This window comes from Gryllotalpicola ginsengisoli DSM 22003 (genome assembly GCF_000419445.1).
Classification (GTDB): domain Bacteria; phylum Actinomycetota; class Actinomycetes; order Actinomycetales; family Microbacteriaceae; genus Gryllotalpicola; species Gryllotalpicola ginsengisoli.
This window is the reverse complement of the sequence record NZ_AULK01000010.1, coordinates 1-17,309: the sequence shown is the minus strand read 5'-3', so window position 1 is coordinate 17,309 and position 17,309 is coordinate 1. Positions and strand designations below refer to the sequence as shown.

The following is a 17,309-nucleotide window of genomic DNA, read 5'->3' as shown; positions in this document are numbered from 1 at the left end:
GCCGACCCGCGTCACCGCCCGGCGTCACTGCGACGCGTCGTGCCCGAGCGCGTAGCCCGGGTCGGCGAACTCGCCCCCGAGCAGCTCGTCGCGCTCCGGGATGGTCGGGGCGTCGGCCTCGTCGCGCACCCACTCGACGGCGTCGTCCTGCGGGAAGTATCCGATCGCCTCGCCCGCGCTCAGATCGAACCAGCCCGGGCTGTTGCGCGAGACGCCCCACACGATGCGGTGGCCCGGGGTCTCCAGCTCGACGGCGGCGCGCACGAGCCGCACCATGTCGCCCGGCGACAGCCAGCTCGCCAGCGCACGCCCGTCACCCGGCTCGTCGGCGAAGGTGCAGATGCGCGCCGACACCACCGCCATGCCGAAGCGGTCGGCGAACACGCTGCCGAGCGCCTCGAGCGCCGCCTTGCTCACGCCGTAGTACGTGTCGGGCCGCGGCGGCGCGACCTCGACGCCGGCCAGCTGCTCGGGCGTCGCATAGCCGACGGCGTGGATCGAGCTCGCCAGCAGCACGTTGCGCACCCCTGCGCGAACGCACGCCTCGAGCACCTTCTGCGTGCCGTCGATGTTGAGGGCGAGGAGGTCGGCCCAGGGCCGCTCCGACGCGTGGCCGGCCAGGTGCACGACCGCGTCCACGTCGCGCAGGGCCGCGTCGAGGGCCGCCGGGTCGAGCACGGATGCGACGACGTGATCCTCCCCGCCGCCCGCATCCGTCACATCGATAGTCCGCACCCGGTACCCCTCGGCCGCGAGCCGCGGCGCGATCGTCCGCCCGATCCTGCCGCCGCCGCCGGTGATCGCGATCCGTTTCACCCGTCCTCCTCCCGCTCCGTCCCTCCGGGTCCGTACCCCGGCGGGATATGAGTTCATCCTCCAGGCCACCCGTCTCATTTATGCTGACCGCGATGCGCGTGATCAGTTACAACCTTCGCGAGAACCACGCGAGCGGCGAACTCGTCGGCCTCGTCGAGCGGTTCGACCCCGACGTGCTGTGCCTGCAGGAATGCGCAACCGGCCTGCCCGAGCACATCGGCGGCCTGCGCCTGGCCGGGGCGACGATGCGCAACCGGCTGGGCCTCGCCCTCTACTACCGGCAGCACCGCTTCGAGACGGTGGCGACGAAGGCGTTCGCGCTGAAGAAGTCGCTGCACGACCACCTGCTCGCCCCCGCCCACGAGCGGCTGGTCGGCACCCGGCTGGTGGACGCCGAGGCGGGACGCGAGATCGTGATGGCGTCGTTCCACGCCGCCCCGCTCACCGCCGCCAACTCCCTGCGCCGCGCGCAGATCGACGCGGCCCACGCGATGCTGCGCGACCTCGGCCCCGGCCTGCCGACCCTGATGGTCGGCGACTTCAACTACCCGTGGTTCCAGAAGAGCCTGCGAGCGCGCATGATGCAGTCCGGCTACGAGCTCTCCCGCAGCGACACGACCACCTACGCGCGGTACAAGTACTTCCGCGGCCACTTCGACTTCGCGACCTCGACGGGGTTGCGCGTCGACGCCGTCGAGACGCTCCCGGCCGGGGCATCCGATCACAAGCCGATCCTCGTCTCGGCGGCGTACAAGGAAGGCGCCGAGGCCGCCGCCTGAAGCACGGGCCGCGGGCCGTCGACGGCCTCGCCTGAGCGCCGGCGGGGAATGCCAGGCCGCGGGATGGGTACGTTCGCGGCATCATGTCTGATTCGTCAGAGGAGACCGCCGAGACGTGCCCCGTCTGCGGCGGTTACCTGCGCCGAGAGGGGGGCGTGCTGCACTGCTCGCGCTGCGAGCTGGACTTCGAAGACGACTGAGCCCGCGCGGGACGCGGTCTGCGGCGACCTCACGGCGCCGCCCGGCCGTGTGCCATGCTTGCGCAATGGGAACCCTCGTCTACGGCTTCGGTCGCGAGTTGCGGCTCGACGACCGGCTGCTGGCCCACCTGAGGGTCGCCATCACGTCCAAGCTGCAGGCGCAGGAGTCCTTCATGCTCGACCTCGACGGCGTGCTCGACGAGGACACCGCCCGACGCTGTGTGTGGCTGCACCCGGCCATCCCGATCGAGTTCGTCTTCGACGACTCGAGTCGGCAGACCCTGAACCGGCACTGGATCGAGGCGCTGATGCGCTCGTCGCAGAGCATCCGCGGCATGCTCGCGATCACCGAGGAGCAGGTCGAGGACTACCTGAGGCAGGCCGGCGCGCCCACTCCTCCGTGACCTGCGCCCACCCCTCCGTGACCTGCGCCGGCGCGTGACGTAACCCGCGTTTCCGCCTGCCGCCGGGCGGGTAACCGTCTGTGAGCAGCCGATACGGCAGCGAACAGAGAGGAGCCATCATGGCCAGCGTCACGCAGTCCATCGAGGTCGGAGTCCCGGTCAGCACCGCCTACAACCAGTGGACCCAGTTCGAGACCTTCCCGCAGTTCCTGGACTACGTCGAGGAGATCACCCAGCTCGACGACACGCACACCCACTGGCGCGTGAAGGTCGCAGGCGACGAGCGCGAGTTCGACGCCGCCATCACCGAGCAGCACCCCGACGAGCGGGTCGCCTGGAAGAGCGAGGACGGCACCCACGCCGGCGTCGTCACCTTCCACCGGCTCAACGACGTGTCGTCGCGCGTCACCGTGCAGCTGGAGTGGCAGCCGGTCGGCGCGGTCGAGAAGATCGGCGCGGTCGCGGGCTTCGACGACCGGGCGATCGCCAAGGACCTCGAGAACTTCAAGACCTTCATCGAGAACCGCAACGTCGAGACGGGCGCCTGGCGCGGCGACGTCGGGTGACGCGACCGCGCCGGGCGCGGCGTTCGGGACGGCCGGGCGGCGCGGGCGATCGGATGCGCCGGGGCAGGGCCCTGAGACGCCCGTGAAACACGGGCGTGCTAGACACACCAGGGTGACCGACACCGAGCAGACACCGCAGTCCGAACCGCCCGCCACCCCGTTCCACGACCTCGACGCCTACATCGCGATCCCGCGCGTGAGCGGGCTCGCGCTCAGCCCCGACGGCACCCGCCTCGTCGTCGGCGTGCAGACGCTCGGCCCCGACCGCACGGGATACTCCACCGCCCTGTGGCAGGTCGACCCGGCCGGCCAGCAGCCGGCGCACCGCCTCACCCGCAGCGCCAAGGGCGAGTCATCCGCCGTCTTCACCCGCTCGGGCGACCTGCTCTTCACCTCCGCGCGCCCCGACCCCGACACGAAGGGCGGCGACGACGCCCCGCCCGCGCTGTGGCTGCTGCCCGCGCACGGCGGCGAGGCCCGCGTGATCGGCACCGCCCCCGGCGGCGTCGGCGGCGCGATCGCCGCGAGGGACGCCGACGTGGTCAGCGTCGCCGCCGAGGTGCTGCCGAGCGCCGCCGACCTCGCCGAGGACGAGAAGCTGCGCAAGGCCCGCACCGACGCAAAGGTGCAGGCCATCCTGCACTCCGGCTACCCCGTGCGGTTCTGGGACCACGACCTCGGCCCGGCCCAGACCCGACGCTTCGCCGCCGACCTCGCCGCGCTCGCCGACGCGCCGGCGGTGCCGCTGCCGCCCGCCGAGGGCGAGGACGCCCCGAAGCCCGCCGGCCGCCTCGAGCTGCGGCAGCTCACCGGCGCCACCCGCGCGCTCGAGAACCACGCCGCCGACCTCACCCCCGACGGCGCCACCCTGATCACCAGCTGGAACGTGCCCGGCCCCGGCGCCGACACCCGCGCCATCCTGGTGGCGATCGACACCGCCACGGGCGAGCAGCGCACCCTCGTCGACGACCCCGGCTACGACGCCATGGGGCCGGTCGTCTCGCCCGACGGGGCCTGGGTCGCGTTCGTCTCCGAGACCATCACGACCCCGTTCGAGGCGCCGCGGGTCAACCTGCGCCTCGTGCCGACCGCGGGCGGCGAGGCGCGCCTGGTCGCCGCCGAATGGGACCGCTGGCCCGCCGAGCTCGCCTGGCTGCCCGACGGCTCGGGCCTCGTCGTGGCCGCCGACGAGGACGGCCGCGAGCCGCTCTTCCTGGTCAGCGCCGAGAACGGCATCACGGATGCCTCCTCCGAGCCCCGCGTCGAACGCATCACCGCCGACGACGCCGCCTTCTCGAACGTCGCCGTGGCGCGCGACGGCTCCGCCGTCTATGCCCTGCGCACGAGCTACCTCGCCCCGAGCGAGCCGGTACGCGTCGACCTCGGCGGCTTCCTCGCGCAGGGGCCGGCCGGGTCGAGGCATCCGATCGACGCCGTCGCCCTGCGCTCGCCGGTGGACGCGCCCGCGCTGCCCGGCACCCTCACCGAGGTCGAGACGACCGCCGGCGACGGCGCCCGCGTGCGCGCCTGGCTCGCGCTGCCCGAGGGGGCGAGCGCCGAGAGCCCGGCGCCGCTGCTGCTGTGGATCCACGGCGGCCCGCTCGGATCGTGGAACGCCTGGTCGTGGCGGTGGAACCCGTGGCTGATGGTCGCGCAGGGCTACGCCGTGCTGCTGCCCGACCCGGCGCTGTCGGTCGGGTACGGGCAGGAGTTCATCCAGCGCGGCTGGGGCGCGTGGGGGCAGGCGCCGTTCACCGACCTGATGGCGATCACGGATGCCGCCGAGCAGCGCCCCGACATCGACGAGACCCGCACCGCGGCCATGGGCGGCTCGTTCGGCGGCTACATGGCCAACTGGGTCGCCGGGCACACCGACCGCTTCGCCGCGATCGTCACGCACGCGAGCCTGTGGGCGCTCGACCAGTTCGGGCCGACGACGGATGCCGCGATGTACTGGCAGCGCGAGCTGACGCCCGAGATGGCGCTGGCGAACAGCCCGCACCTGTCGGTGGAGAAGATCACCACGCCGATGCTCGTGGTGCACGGCGACCGGGACTACCGGGTCCCGATCGGCGAGGGTCTGCGGCTGTGGTACGAGCTGCTGTCGAAGTCGGGGCTGCCCGCGGCCGACGACGGCTCGACCGTGCACCGCTTCCTGTACTTCCCCGACGAGAACCACTGGGTGCTCTCGCCCCAGCACGCGAAGGTCTGGTACCAGGTCGTGCTCGCCTTCCTGGCGCAGCACGTGCTCGGGCGCGAGGCCGAGGTGCCGGCGACGCTCGGCTGACCCGGGGGGCGCGGCGCCCGCTCGCGCCGCCTGCCGATTCGTCACATTGTGTCCGCCGCCCGCGCCGCCTGCCGATTCGTCACATTGCGTCCGCCGCCCGGGGCACGGCGACAGTTTTCGACGAACGGATGCCCGGGCCTTCCGCCATTCGTCAGGAATGGCTGCTCATGGGCATCTGGTGAGCGCTTTTCGACGAATCGACGTCAGCGCAGCTTGGAGCGATCGCTGAGCTCGTGCCAGGTGCGGTTGTGGTAGACGAGCGGGCGGGCGACCTCGGCGTCGCGCTCGGCCGGCTGCTTCGCCTGCAGGGCGTGCACGACGACGACGGTGGAGGTGCCGGCCTCCATGCGGTTGATCACCCGGCCGCGCAGCCAGGCGTGCGCGCCGGGGATGTACGGCTCGCCGCTGATCAGGCGATCCCAGATCGAGGTGTCGGCGAAACGGTCGACGCCGCTGGTCGCGAACAGCCTGGCCACCTCGAGCTGGTCGGTGCCGAGCAGGTTGACCACGAGGGTGTCGGCGGCGAGCAGCACGGGCGCGGCCGAGGACTGCCGCGAGATCGAGAAGACGAGCAGGGGCGGCTCGGCGCTCACCGAGAACACCGACGTCGCGGTCAGCCCGGCGGGGCCGTCGCCCGCATCGGCGGTAACCACGGCGACGCCGGCGGGGTGGTTGCGGAAGGCGAGCTTGAACTCGGCGGGGCTGAGGCCTTCGTCCCAGCGGGGCTCGCCCTGCACCTGCCCGATCGCCCGGACCGCGGCCTCTTCTGCGCTCATCTCGTCTCCCACTGTAGGTCGGGCGGCGCACCTACGGCGCCGCGGGTCGGGTGCCGCGGCCCGGGCGCTACCCCGCCGCCCGGGCCGCCCCGGCGCCCCAGTCGGCCGCCGCCCCCTCGACGCGACGGCGGGAATCGAACCCGCGCGCTGCGGGGGATGAGCCCGCCGCCCCACCGCCTGGGGTCGCCGCGATGTCGGCCACGTTAGGCGCAGGCGGCAGGGCGAGGCGAGCTTCGTTACCGACCCTTACGACGTGTTGCGGAAGGTGACGGCGGGCGACGGCGGGGCGATCCGCGGCGACCGAGAGCGGATGCGCGCACTTGTTAGTTTGACAGGACAAAAGAGTGCTAGCGTGGTGCACATCGCGAACGGCTCGACAAGGGAGTGAAGCATGATCGCACGGGGTGACCAGCGCTACGACGTCGTCACCGTCGGTCGCATCGGCGTCGACATCTACCCCTTGCAGGACGGCGTAGGCCTCGAAGACGTCGAGACGTTCGGCAAGTACCTCGGCGGCTCCGCGACCAACGTCGCGATCGCCGCCGCCCAGCACGGTCTGCGCACCGCGGTGATCACCGCGACGGGCGACGACCCGTTCGGGCGGTACGCGCACCGCGAGCTGCGCCGGCTGGGCGTCGACGACCGCTTAGTCGCCAGGGTGCCGGAACTCAAGACCCCGGTCACCTTCTGCGAGATCTTCCCGCCCGACGACTTCCCGCTGTACTTCTACCGCGACCCGATCGCCCCCGACCTCGCCATCACGGATGCCGACCTGGATCTCGAGGCGATCGCATCGGCGCGGATCTTCTGGGCGACCGTCACCGGCCTGTCCCGGCAGCCGAGCCGCAGCACCCACCACACCGCGTGGCAGGCCCGCGGCCGCGCCCCGTTCACCATCCTCGACCTGGACTACCGGCCCATGTTCTGGCCCTCGCCCGCCGAGGCGACCACCGAGGTGGGCCGGGCGCTCGAGCAGGTCACGGTCGCCGTCGGCAACCGCGAGGAGTGCGAGATCGCGGTCGGCGAGACCGACCCGCACCGCGCCGCCGACGCCCTGCTGGAGCGCGGCGTCGAACTCGCGATCGTCAAGCAGGGCCCCCGCGGCGTGCTCGCCAAGACGCCGGAGGAGACCGTCGAGGTCGCGCCCTACCGGGTCGAGGTCGTGAACGGGCTCGGCGCCGGCGACGGCTTCGGCGGGGCCCTGTGCTACGGCCTGCTGCAGGGCTGGGATCTGGAACGGGTCATCCGTTTCGCCAACGTCGCGGGCGCCATCGTCGCCACCCGCCGCGAATGTTCGACCGCCATGCCGACGACGGCGGAGGTCGACGCGATTGTGAAGGAGCTCGACCGTGTCCACGCCTGATCTGACCGAGCGCGTCCACCGACCGATCGACGACGAGGCCTTCGCCCGGCTGCGCCAGACCCGGCACCGCGACCCCGCGGCGATCGCCTCGGCGCTGGCCTCCCGCACCAGGCGCCCGCTGGTGCACGGCGACGGACGCCTGTTCATCGTGGCCGCCGACCACCCGGCGCGCGGCGCCCTCGGCGTGCGCGACAACCCCATGGCGATGGCCAGCAGGTACGAGCTGCTGCAGCGACTCGTGCTGGCGCTGTCGCGGCCCGGCGTCGACGGCGTGCTCGGCACCCCCGACATCATCGAGGACCTCGCGCTGCTCGGCGCCCTCGACGGGAAGGTCGCCGTGGGCTCGATGAACCGCGGGGGCCTGCGCGGAGCCGTGTTCGAGATGGACGACCGCTACACCGGCTACGACGTCGACTCGATGGTCTCCTCGCGCCTGGACGCCGCGAAGCTGCTGGTGCGGGTGAACCTCCAGGATCCCGGCACGGCGCGCACCCTCGAGGAGACCGCGCACGCGGTCACGGATTCCGCCCGCGCGAGGCTGCCGATCATGCTCGAGCCGTTCATGAGCAACTGGGTCGACGGGAAGATCGTGAACGACCTCTCCACGGAGGCCGTGATCACCTCCGTCGCGATCTCCTGCGGTCTCGGCGCCTCCTCGGCCTACACCTGGCTGAAGCTGCCGGTCGTGAAAGACATGGAGCGCGTGATGGAGGCCGCTACGCTGCCGACCCTGTTGCTCGGAGGCGACTCCGACGGCGACCCCGACGAGACCTACAACGCGTGGGCGGCCGCGCTGGCGCTGCCCGGCGTGCACGGCCTCGTGGTCGGCCGCACCCTGCTCTACCCCCAGGACGACGATGTGGCCAAGGCCGTCGACATCGCCGCCGCCCTCGTCCACGGTCGCTGAGCGACCGCCTTCAACCCGATTTCCGCAATATCGAAGGAACCGTCATGACCAACACCACCGAGGCGCCTGCGGGCGTCGCCCAGGCATCCGATCTGCCCGTCGTCTCGCACTGGGTCGACGGCGCGCTGTCGCCGTCTTCGAGCGGGCGGACCGCACCGATCTTCAACCCCGCCACGGGCGCGCAGACCGCGAGCGTCGCCCTGGCCGACGAGGCCGAGGTGGATGCGGCGATCGCCTCCGCGCAGCGCGGTTTCGAGGTGTGGAGCCGGTTCTCGATCGCGAAGCGGCAGGCGGTCGTGTTCGCGTTCCGGGAGCTGCTGAACGCGCGCAAGAAGGAGCTGGCGGCGATCATCACCGCCGAGCACGGCAAGGTGCTCTCCGACGCGATGGGGGAGATCAACCGCGGCCAGGAGGTCGTGGAGCTGGCCTGCGGGTTCCCGCACCTGACCAAGGGCGGGTTCAGCGAGTCGGCCTCCACGGGCATCGACGTGTACTCGATCAAGCAGCCGTTGGGGGTGGCGGGCATCATCAGCCCGTTCAACTTCCCGGCGATGGTGCCGATGTGGTTCTTCCCCATCGCGATCGCGGCCGGCAACGCCGTGGTCGTCAAGCCCTCCGAGAAGGACCCGTCGGCGTCGCTGTGGCTGGCGCAGCTGTGGAAGGAGGCCGGGCTGCCGGACGGCGTGTTCACGGTGCTGCAGGGCGACAAGGTCGCCGTGGACGGCTTGCTGACGGATGCGCGGGTGCAGTCGATCTCGTTCGTGGGCTCCACCCCGATCGCGCAGTACATCTACGAGACCGCCTCGAAGAACGGCAAGCGGGTGCAGGCGCTCGGCGGCGCGAAGAACCACATGCTCGTGCTGCCCGACGCCGACCTCGACCTGGTCGCCGACCAGGCGGTGAACGCCGGCTACGGTGCCGCGGGTGAGCGGTGCATGGCCGTCTCGGTGGTGCTGGCGGTGGAGCCGGTCGCGGACGAGCTGATCGAGAAGATCAAGACCCGCATCGCCGGGCTGAAGGTCGGAAACGGGGCCGGCGGCCCCGACGGCGAGCCCGACCTCGGCCCGCTGATCTCCAAGCAGCACAAGGAGAAGGTGTCGGGCTATGTCGACATCGCCGAGGCCGACGGGGCGAAGATCGTCGTCGACGGCCGCGACCTGAAGGTGGAGGGGCACGAGGACGGGTACTTCTTCGGCCCGACCCTGATCGACGAGATCCCCACCACCTCCCGCGCCTACCAGGAGGAGATCTTCGGCCCGGTGCTCGAGGTGGTGCGGGTGCAGTCCTTCCAGGACGGCGTCGACCTGATCAACTCCGGCCAGTTCGGCAATGGCACCGCGATCTTCACCAACGACGGCGGCGCCGCCCGCCGCTTCCAGAACGAGATCCAGGTCGGCATGATCGGCATCAACGTGCCCATCCCGGTGCCGGTGGCCTACCACTCCTTCGGCGGGTGGAAGAAGTCGCTGTTCGGCGACGCGAAGGCCTACGGCGTGCACGGCTTCGACTTCTTCACCCGTGAGAAGGCGGTCACCAGCCGTTGGCTCGACCCGGCCACCCACGGCGGCATCAACCTCGGCTTCCCCCAGAACGACTGACCCGGAACGACGAGCAGCATGGCAGTACGCAACGAATGGTTCTTCCCCCGCGGCTCGCTCGCCCGTGACGGCTGGGAGTCGGTCGTCGACGCGCAGCTGCCCGGGTGGCAGCACACGGGCCTCCGCGTCGCCGCCCTCGACGGCGGCTCTGTCGACCTCCCGGCGGGCGAGGTCGAGCGCCTCGTCATCCCGCTGTCGGGCGCGTTCCGCGTCGAGCACGACGGCACGACGACCACGCTCGAAGGGCGCGCGAGCGTCTTCGACGGGCCCACGGATGTCGCCTACATCGGCGCCGGGCAGGCGCTGTCGATCCGCGGCAGCGGTCGCGTCGCCGTCGCCGAGGCGCCGACGACGGTGCGCAAGCCGAGCCGGTACCTCGCCAAGGCCGACATCCCGGTCGAGGTGCGCGGCGCCGGCCGCGACACCCGCCAGGTGCACAACTTCGGCACGCCGGACGCGCTGGACGCGGCGGCCTTCATCGTGTGCGAGGTGATCACCCCGGGCGGCAACTGGTCCTCCCACCCGGCGCACAAGCACGACGAGCTGGTGCCGGGGCACGAGTCCCGGCTGGAGGAGATCTACTACTTCGAGGCGGCGCCGGCCCGCGGCATCCGTGCCCCCGAAGGCGTCGACGCGTTCGGCAGCTTCGCCAGCTATTCGTCTCAGGCCGGCGAGATCGACACGCAAGCGCTCGTGCGCACCGGCGACGTCGCCCTCGTGCCGTTCGGCTATCACGGCCCGGCCGCGGCCGCGCCGGAGTACGACCTCTACTACCTGAACGTCATGGCCGGCCCCGACCCCGAGCGGGTGTGGCTGGTCTCCGACGACCCGCGTCAGGCGTGGATCCGCTCCCAGTGGGAGCAGGAGACCGCCGACCCGCGCCTGCCCTACGCGGCAGGCGGCATCCGCGAACCCGAAGGAGCCGCCCGATGACCACGAAGAGGATGACCGTCGGCCAGGCGCTGGTCGAGTTCCTCGCCCACCAGTGGACCGTCGACGGCGACCTCCGCGAGCGGACCATCCCCGGTGTGTTCGGCATCTTCGGCCACGGCAACGTCGCCGGGCTCGGCCAGGCGCTCAAGCAGTACAACGTGGCCGACCCGACCCTGATGCCGTACCACCAGGCCCGCAACGAGCAGGCCATGGTGCACCAGGCCGTCGGCTTCGCCCGCATCCATCGCCGGCGGGCGACCTTCGCCGCCGCGGCATCCGTCGGACCCGGCGCCGCCAACATGCTCACCGGCGCCGCGCTCGCGACCGCGAACCGGCTGCCGGCGCTGCTGCTGCCCGCCGACACCTTCGCCACCCGCGTCGCCGACCCCGTGCTGCAGCAGCTCGAGCACCCGCACGACACGAGCGTGCAGGTCACCGACGCGTTCCGGCCGTTGTCGCGCTACTTCGACCGGGTGCAGCGCCCCGAGCAGCTGTTCTCGATCGCGCTGGCCGCCATGCGCGTGCTGACCGACCCGGCCGAGACCGGCGCCGTGACCATCGCGCTGCCGGAGGACGTGCAGGCCGAGGCGCTAGACGTGCCGCTCGAGTTCCTGCAGGACCGGGAGTGGCACATCCGCCGCCCGGCTCCGGAGCAGTGGGCGCTCGAGGCCGCCGTCGCGGCGATCCGCGCCGCCCGGAAGCCGTTCATCGTCGCCGGCGGCGGCGTCATCTACTCCGGCGCCGAGGAGGCGCTGCGCCGGCTCGTGGAGCTCACCGGGATCCCGGTCGGCACCAGCCAGGCCGGCGGCGGGTCGCTCGTCTGGGACCACCCCCAGTACCTGGGCGGCGTCGGCGCCACCGGCACGACGGCCGCCAACCGGCTGGCCGCCCAGGCCGACCTCGTGATCGGCATCGGCACCCGGTACAGCGACTTCACCACCGCCAGCCGCACCGCGTTCCAGAATCCCGACGTCGCGTTCGTCAACATCAACGTCGCCCCGTTCGACGCGTTCAAGCACGGCACCCAGCTGCCGGTGATCGCCGACGCCCGCGAGACGCTGACCGCGCTGCGCGCCCTGCTCGACCGGCACCACGTGAGCGCCGAATACGCCGAGCGCATCGCCGCCGAGAAGCGCGCGTGGGATGCTGCGGTCGACGGCGCGTTCACCCCGACCGGCCTCAACCTGCCGGGTCAGCCGGAGATCATCGGCGCGGTGCAGGCGGCGAGCGGCCCGAAGGACGTCGTCGTGCAGGCGGCCGGTTCGCTGCCCGGCGACCTGCACAAGCTGTGGCGGGTGCGCGACAGCCTCGGCTACCACGTCGAGTACGCCTTCTCGACCATGGGCTACGAGATCGCCGGCGGCCTCGGCGTCAAGCGGGGCCTCGAGGCGCTCGGCGACGACCGCGACGTGATCGTCATGGTCGGCGACGGCTCCTACCTGATGCTGCACTCGGAGCTCGCCACCGCGGTCGCCGAAGGCATCAAGATCATCGTCGTGCTGATCCAGAACGAGGGCTATGCCTCGATCGGCCACCTCTCCGAGACGGTCGGCTCGCAGCGCTTCGGCACCCGCTACCGCTACCTGGACCGCGACGAGCTGAACTTCGAGAAGGGCGACCTGCTCACCGCGGTCGACCTCGCCGCCAACGCCCGCAGCTACGGCATCGACGTCGTCGAGATCCACCCCGGCCCCGAGGCGATCGACCAGCTCTCCGCCGCCGTGCGCGACGCCAAGGCGAGCAGCACCTCGACGCTCATCCACATCAACTCCGACCCCTTCGTCTACGCGCCGGAGGGCGAGGGCTGGTGGGACGTGCCCGTCGCCCAGGTCGCCGACCTGGAGAGCACGAAGCGCGCCTACGACGAATACCGCGAGCAGCAGAAGAAGCAGCGACCGCTCCTCGGCTGAACCCCGATCCCCCCTCTGCACAGAAAGACCTTCGATGACCGACACCGCCACGACCCCCACCACGGCCGGCCCGCACACCCAGGGACTGCGCATCGGCACGGCCCCCGACTCCTGGGGCGTCTGGTTCCCCGAGCACCCCCGGCAGATCCCCTGGCAGCGCTTCCTCGACGAGGTGCAGGCTGCCGGCTACCACTGGATCGAGCTCGGCCCCTACGGCTACCTGCCCACCGACCCGCACGAGCTCGAGGACGAGCTCGCGAAGCGTGACCTCGAGCTGTCGGCCGGCACCGTGTTCACCGGCTTCCACAAGGGGCCCGAGCAGTGGCAGCGCGCCTGGGATCAGGCCGTCAAGGTCGCCGGCCTCGCCCACGCCCTCGGCGCGGAGCACATCGTCGTCATCCCCGACCTGTGGCGATCGGATGCCACGGGCGAGACCCTCGAGTCGCGCACCCTCACCCCCGAGCAGTGGGACAAGCTCGCCGCCGGCCACGACCGGCTGGGCAAGGCCCTGCTCGAGGAGTACGGCGTGCACCAGCAGTTCCACTCCCACGCCGACAGCCACGTCGGCACCTACCGGGAGGTCGAGCGGCTGCTCGAGCTCACCGACCCGCAGTACCTGAACCTGTGCCTCGACACCGGCCACTTCGCCTACTACGGCGGCGACAACGTCAAGCTGATCAACGCCCACCCCACTCGCATCGGCTACCTGCACCTCAAGCAGATCGACCCCGAGCTGCGCTTCGAGGTGCTCAAGAACGACGTGGCGTTCGCGGATGCCGCGAGCGAGGTCATGGTCGAGCCGCCGGCCGGCATCCCGGAGTTCGCGCCGATCATCGAGGCCGTCTCGGCGATCGACCCCGAGATCTTCGCGATCGTCGAGCAGGACATGCCGGGCGTCGACATCGAGCTGCCGCTCGGCATCGCGACCCGCACCCGGGAGCACATCTTCGGCTGCAGCCCGCTGACGCGCATCCGCTGAATACACGTCGTTTCAACGCAGACGTCATTCTCAATGAAGAAGGAAGACACCCCATGAGCACCATTGCAGACCTGCGCGTCGGCGTCGTCGGAGCCGGCCAGATGGGCGCGGACCACATCGCGCGCCTCACGAACACCATCGCCGGAGCATCCGTCTCGGCGATCATCGAACCGGATGCCGGCCGCGCCGCCGCGGCCGCGGCCCTCGCCCCGGGCGCGCAGACCTTCACCCGCATCGAGGACGCGATCTCCGCCGGCGTGCTCGACGCCGTCATCATCGCCACGCCGGGCCAGTTCCACGAGCCGGTGCTGCTGCCGGCGCTCGAGGCCGGCCTGCCGATCCTGTGCGAGAAGCCGCTGACGCAGGACCCGGAGTCCTCCTGGCGGGTGCTCGAGGCCGAGCAGAAGGGTGGCAAGCAGCTCATCCAGGTCGGCTTCATGCGCCGCTTCGACGCCCAGTACCGCCGGCTGCGCGAGCTGATCACCTCCGGCACCGCCGGCGAGCTGCTCATGCTGCGCGCCGTGCACCGCAACCCCTCGGTGCCGGACAGCTACACGCAGGAGATGCTCATCACCGACTCCGTCGTGCACGAGTTCGACGTCGTGCCGTGGCTGGCCGGCGCCACCATCACCTCCGTCGAGGTCAAGTACGCCAAGCGCAACGCCTTGAGCCCAGACCACCTGCGCGAACCGGTGCTGGTGCTGTTCGAGCTTGACAACGGCGTGCTCGTCGACGTCGAGATGAACGTCAGCGTGCAGTTCGGCTACCAGGTCGCCACCGAGGCCGTGTTCCAGAAGGGCGTGGCCCGCATCGGCCAGCCCGAGGGCCTGCAGCTGTGGCAGGACGCGAAGTTCCAGATCGACGAACACCAGTCGTTCAAGACCCGCTTCAAGCAGGCCTACGACGTCGAGGTGCAGGACTGGGTCGACGCCGCCAAGCAGGGCACGATCGCCGGCCCCTCCGCGTGGGACGGCTACAAGGTCGCCGTCGCCTGCGCCGCCGGCGTGCAGGCGCTGAAGACCAGCGGCCCCGTGCCGGTCGAACTGCCCGAGATCCCGGCGTTCTACGCAGGCGCCGTGCCCGTCGGCGCCTGAGCCGCGGCCCAGCTGAGACCCGGAGGACCTCAGAACGTGAAGATCGCCCTCGACCCCACCCCCTACTTCTCGCAGACCGACTTCCTCGGCCTGTTCGACGTCGTCGCCCGCGCCGGCTACGGGTGGATCCACCTCACCCCGCACCCCGACTTCATCCCCTTCTACGCGCACCCGCGCGTCGACGACGACTACCTCGCGAAGGTGAAGAAGGCGGCGACGGATGCCGGCGTCGGAGTCGTCGGGCTGCAGCCGGTGCAGCGCTGGTCGTGGCCCGACGAGCTGCCGCGCGAGGCGGCCGTGCGCAACTTCAAGCGGATCATCGAGATCGCCGTCGAACTGGAGGCGCCGGTGATCAACACCGAGTTCTCCGGCCGACCGGAACGCGCCGAGGAGTCGGAGGCGGGCTTCTACCGCTCGATGGAGGAGCTGCTGCCGATCATCGAGCGCGAGGGCGTCACCGTCAACATCGACCCGCACCCCGACGACTTCGTCGAGGACGGCCTGGAGGCCTGGCGCATCATCCGCGGACTCAATTCGGCCTCCGTCGGCTTCGCGTACGTCGGCAGCCACACCTTCCACTACGGCGACCGCGCGGCGACGCTGATCCCCGAGCTCGGCGACCGGCTCCGGGCGGTCTACACGGCCGACAGCTTCGACCACCACCGCTCGCACGGGCTGCGCTACATCACCAACCCGCCCGGCAACACGACCCGCGTTCACCAGCACCTGCGCATCGGCGCCGGCGACGTCGATTGGGCCGAGCTGTTCGGCGCGCTCGCCGCCTCCGGATTCCTCGCCAGGGAGGACGCGATCCTCGTCTCCAACGTCTTCGGGGAGGACGAGACCGCCGACGAGACCTCCGCCTACCAGCTGGCGAAGATCCGCGAGCTGATCGCGCAGGCCGGGGCCGGGGCCGCCGGCGCCGGGGCATGAGCCGCCGCGCGGTCGGCATCGGGCTGATCAGCGTCGGGTGGATGGGTCGCGCGCACTCGCGCGCCTACCGCAACGTCGTGGAGCACTACCCCGAGCTGGAGGTGCGGCCCGAGCTCGTCGTCGCGGCCGACCTCGTGGAGGCGAACCGGCGCGACGCCGTCGACCTGCTCGGCTACCGGGACGCGGTCGCCGACTGGCGCGAGGTGCTCGCGCACCCCGAGGTGCAGGCGGTGTCGATCTGCTCGCCGAACTATCTGCATCGCGAGCTGGCGCTGGCCGCGGCATCCGCCGGCAAGCCGTTCTGGATCGAGAAGCCCATGGGCCGCGGCCTCGCCGAGAGCGACGACATCGCGCGCGCCGCCGCGGAGGCCGGGGTCGTCACGGCCGTCGGGTTCAGTTACCGCAACCCGCCGGCGATCCAGAAGGCGCGCGAGCTGATCGCCGCCGGGCGCCTGGGCCGCATCACGAACGTGCGCGTCTCGTTCCTCGCCGACTACTCCTCGGACCCGGACGGGGCGCTGATGTGGCGCTTCATCCGTGACCGCGCCGGTTCCGGCGTGTACGGCGACCTGCTCTCGCACGGCTTCGACCTCGCGAGCCACCTGGTCGGGCCGATCGCCGAGGTCTCGGCCGCGCAGGAGACCTTCATCGCGGAGCGGCCGCAGCTCACCGGCGCCGCGATCGGGCACAACGCGACCGCGACCGGCGCGCCCGGCGCGGTCGAGAACGAGGACTACGCTGCCGTGATCGCCCGCTTCGAGAACGGCGCGCTCGGGGTGTTCGAGTCGAGCCGCATCGCGGTAGGGCCGCGGGCCGAGTAGGTCATCGATGTGTACGGCACGGATGGCTCGCTCCGCTGGGACTTCCAGCGGCTGAACGAGCTGCAGTTGGCGATCAGGGGAGAGCGCGACTACGGCTATACGACCCTCTACGCCCAGCCGGGCGACGGCGACTTCGCCCGCTTCCAGCCCGGCGGCGGCACCTCGATGGGATTCGACGACCTGAAGACCATCGAGGCGGCGCAGTTCCTGCGCTCGATCGCCGACGGGGTGCAGCACGGGCCGTCCGTCGCCGACGGGCGCGCCGCTGCGGCGGTCGCGGACGCGGCGGAGCGCTCGGGCGCGAGCGGCGAGTGGGTGAGGACCGGCTGAGGCGGTGCCGCTCGTCGGGGAGCGGGGTGCGGGGTCGTGGGCTTGTGGACAACTCGGACGTGTCTTCGAATCTGTTGATAACAAGTAGGGGAAAAAGCTGGTCGAGTTTGCTACGCGTGTGCTAGTCTTGACCTGTCCGCGCCACAACTGAAGAAGCCGCCCGAAAAGGGGTGTGCTTCGTGCGTGTGTGGAGCGTGTGATGACGGTGATCGGCCCGGCCGCTGCGGACGCGATGGCGCGTCTTGCCGCCCTGCTGCCGACGGATGTCTCGTGTTTGGGGCCGCGGGAGTTCGTGGCGTTCCTCGAGGCCACGGCCGAGGTGCGCCGGCAGCTCGACGCGATCGAGCTGGTGAACGCCGGCGAGATGACCCGGCGCTCGGCCGACGGCCCGGACTCGCTGGCCCGGCGGCTCGGGTATCGCACGGCCGCCGACGCGCTGGAGGCGGTGACGGGCTCCTCGGGCAAAGAGGCCCGCCAGCTGGTCAGGGACTCGGAGGAGATCGCGAAGCTGCCTCATGTGGCCGAGGCCGTGCTGGCCGGGCGCATCGGGCGGGAGTCGGCGCAGGCCATCACGCAGACGCTCGGCAGAGCGGCGCACGACACCGACCCGGTG

The 17,309-nt window shown here is 71.6% G+C and carries 15 protein-coding genes, 1 tRNA gene and 1 pseudogene; 14 read left to right on the top strand and 3 right to left on the bottom strand.

Annotation, left to right across the window (positions count from 1 at the left end; genetic code table 11):
- Nucleotides 1-24: 24 nt before the first annotated feature.
- The gene (locus tag H563_RS0113005) at nt 25-816 is read right to left on the bottom strand and encodes an NAD-dependent epimerase/dehydratase family protein (protein WP_022883029.1); all 792 of its coding nucleotides are present in this window, start codon (nt 814-816) and stop codon (nt 25-27) included.
- A gap of 92 nt (nt 817-908) precedes the next feature.
- Between H563_RS0113005 and H563_RS0113000 the strand changes: the two genes are divergently transcribed.
- The 4 genes from H563_RS0113000 to H563_RS0112985 all read left to right on the top strand — a co-directional run bounded on the left by H563_RS0113000 (nt 909) and on the right by H563_RS0112985 (nt 5,052).
- Nucleotides 909-1,595 carry an endonuclease/exonuclease/phosphatase family protein gene (locus tag H563_RS0113000; protein ID WP_027479436.1) on the top strand — a complete coding sequence of 229 codons (687 nt, stop codon included), beginning with the start codon at nt 909-911 and terminating at the stop codon, nt 1,593-1,595.
- Between the two features lie 265 nt (nt 1,596-1,860).
- Nucleotides 1,861-2,199 (top strand): DUF7882 family protein, encoded by a 339-nt coding sequence (locus tag H563_RS0112995; protein ID WP_022883027.1) that lies wholly within the window; start codon nt 1,861-1,863, stop codon nt 2,197-2,199.
- Nucleotides 2,200-2,318: 119 nt separating this feature from the next.
- On the top strand, nt 2,319-2,765 hold the full coding sequence (locus H563_RS0112990; RefSeq protein ID WP_027479435.1) for an SRPBCC family protein: 447 nt from the start codon (nt 2,319-2,321) through the stop codon (nt 2,763-2,765).
- A 112-nt stretch (nt 2,766-2,877) separates the two neighbouring features.
- Nucleotides 2,878-5,052 carry a S9 family peptidase gene (locus H563_RS0112985; protein WP_022883026.1) on the top strand — a complete coding sequence of 725 codons (2,175 nt, stop codon included), beginning with the start codon at nt 2,878-2,880 and terminating at the stop codon, nt 5,050-5,052.
- A 203-nt stretch (nt 5,053-5,255) separates the two neighbouring features.
- Here H563_RS0112985 and H563_RS0112980 read toward each other — a convergent pair whose 3' ends face one another.
- Nucleotides 5,256-5,828 carry a flavin reductase family protein gene (locus H563_RS0112980; protein WP_022883025.1) on the bottom strand — a complete coding sequence of 191 codons (573 nt, stop codon included), beginning with the start codon at nt 5,826-5,828 and terminating at the stop codon, nt 5,256-5,258.
- A 119-nt stretch (nt 5,829-5,947) separates the two neighbouring features.
- Nucleotides 5,948-6,019 (bottom strand) — tRNA-Met (locus H563_RS0112975).
- 200 nt (nt 6,020-6,219) lie between these two features.
- On the opposite strand from H563_RS0112975, the gene iolC reads away from it, so the two are divergent.
- The 10 genes and pseudogenes from iolC to H563_RS16725 all read left to right on the top strand — a co-directional run.
- Nucleotides 6,220-7,191: a 5-dehydro-2-deoxygluconokinase gene (gene iolC, locus H563_RS0112970; protein ID WP_022883024.1), complete on the top strand. Its 972-nt coding sequence runs from the start codon at nt 6,220-6,222 to the stop codon at nt 7,189-7,191.
- Between the two features lie 25 nt (nt 7,192-7,216).
- The gene (locus H563_RS0112965; RefSeq protein ID WP_245556857.1) at nt 7,217-8,098 is read left to right on the top strand and encodes a class I fructose-bisphosphate aldolase; all 882 of its coding nucleotides are present in this window, start codon (nt 7,217-7,219) and stop codon (nt 8,096-8,098) included.
- 44 nt (nt 8,099-8,142) lie between these two features.
- On the top strand, nt 8,143-9,696 hold the full coding sequence (locus H563_RS0112960) for a CoA-acylating methylmalonate-semialdehyde dehydrogenase (RefSeq protein ID WP_022883022.1): 1,554 nt from the start codon (nt 8,143-8,145) through the stop codon (nt 9,694-9,696).
- An 18-nt stretch (nt 9,697-9,714) separates the two neighbouring features.
- Nucleotides 9,715-10,629 (top strand): 5-deoxy-glucuronate isomerase, encoded by a 915-nt coding sequence (gene iolB / locus H563_RS16735; protein ID WP_022883021.1) that lies wholly within the window; start codon nt 9,715-9,717, stop codon nt 10,627-10,629.
- Nucleotides 10,626-12,539 carry a 3D-(3,5/4)-trihydroxycyclohexane-1,2-dione acylhydrolase (decyclizing) gene (gene iolD, locus H563_RS0112950; protein WP_022883020.1) on the top strand — a complete coding sequence of 638 codons (1,914 nt, stop codon included), beginning with the start codon at nt 10,626-10,628 and terminating at the stop codon, nt 12,537-12,539. The genes iolB and iolD overlap by 4 nt, the downstream gene beginning before the upstream one ends.
- Before the next feature lie 34 nt (nt 12,540-12,573).
- Nucleotides 12,574-13,518, top strand: a complete 945-nt coding sequence (locus H563_RS0112945; RefSeq protein ID WP_022883019.1) for a sugar phosphate isomerase/epimerase family protein — start codon at nt 12,574-12,576, stop codon at nt 13,516-13,518.
- A 53-nt stretch (nt 13,519-13,571) separates the two neighbouring features.
- Complete coding sequence (locus H563_RS0112940; RefSeq protein ID WP_022883018.1) at nt 13,572-14,612, top strand: Gfo/Idh/MocA family protein; 1,041 nt, start codon at nt 13,572-13,574, stop codon at nt 14,610-14,612.
- Between the two features lie 36 nt (nt 14,613-14,648).
- Nucleotides 14,649-15,545, top strand: a complete 897-nt coding sequence (locus tag H563_RS0112935; RefSeq protein ID WP_022883017.1) for a sugar phosphate isomerase/epimerase family protein — start codon at nt 14,649-14,651, stop codon at nt 15,543-15,545.
- A pseudogene (locus H563_RS17100) lies at nt 15,542-16,696 on the top strand (Gfo/Idh/MocA family protein). The gene H563_RS0112935 and the pseudogene H563_RS17100 overlap by 4 nt, the downstream one beginning before the upstream one ends.
- A gap of 199 nt (nt 16,697-16,895) precedes the next feature.
- Nucleotides 16,896-17,309 (top strand): DUF222 domain-containing protein (locus tag H563_RS16725; RefSeq protein WP_033210877.1); only part of this gene is annotated, 414 nt, incomplete at its 3' end.

Bases quoted from the DNA above. Each gene is read 5' to 3' on its own strand.
- H563_RS0113000 (WP_027479436.1), top strand. From the start codon at position 909: ATGCGCGTGATCAGTTACAACCTTCGCGAGAACCACGCGAGCGGCGAA.
- H563_RS0112995 (WP_022883027.1), top strand. From the start codon at position 1,861: ATGGGAACCCTCGTCTACGGCTTCGGTCGCGAGTTGCGGCTCGACGAC.
- H563_RS0112990 (WP_027479435.1), top strand. From the start codon at position 2,319: ATGGCCAGCGTCACGCAGTCCATCGAGGTCGGAGTCCCGGTCAGCACC.
- H563_RS0112980 (WP_022883025.1), bottom strand. From the start codon at position 5,828: ATGAGCGCAGAAGAGGCCGCGGTCCGGGCGATCGGGCAGGTGCAGGGC.
- iolC (WP_022883024.1), top strand. From the start codon at position 6,220: ATGATCGCACGGGGTGACCAGCGCTACGACGTCGTCACCGTCGGTCGC.
- H563_RS0112960 (WP_022883022.1), top strand. From the start codon at position 8,143: ATGACCAACACCACCGAGGCGCCTGCGGGCGTCGCCCAGGCATCCGAT.
- iolB (WP_022883021.1), top strand. From the start codon at position 9,715: ATGGCAGTACGCAACGAATGGTTCTTCCCCCGCGGCTCGCTCGCCCGT.
- iolD (WP_022883020.1), top strand. From the start codon at position 10,626: ATGACCACGAAGAGGATGACCGTCGGCCAGGCGCTGGTCGAGTTCCTC.
- H563_RS0112945 (WP_022883019.1), top strand. From the start codon at position 12,574: ATGACCGACACCGCCACGACCCCCACCACGGCCGGCCCGCACACCCAG.
- H563_RS0112940 (WP_022883018.1), top strand. From the start codon at position 13,572: ATGAGCACCATTGCAGACCTGCGCGTCGGCGTCGTCGGAGCCGGCCAG.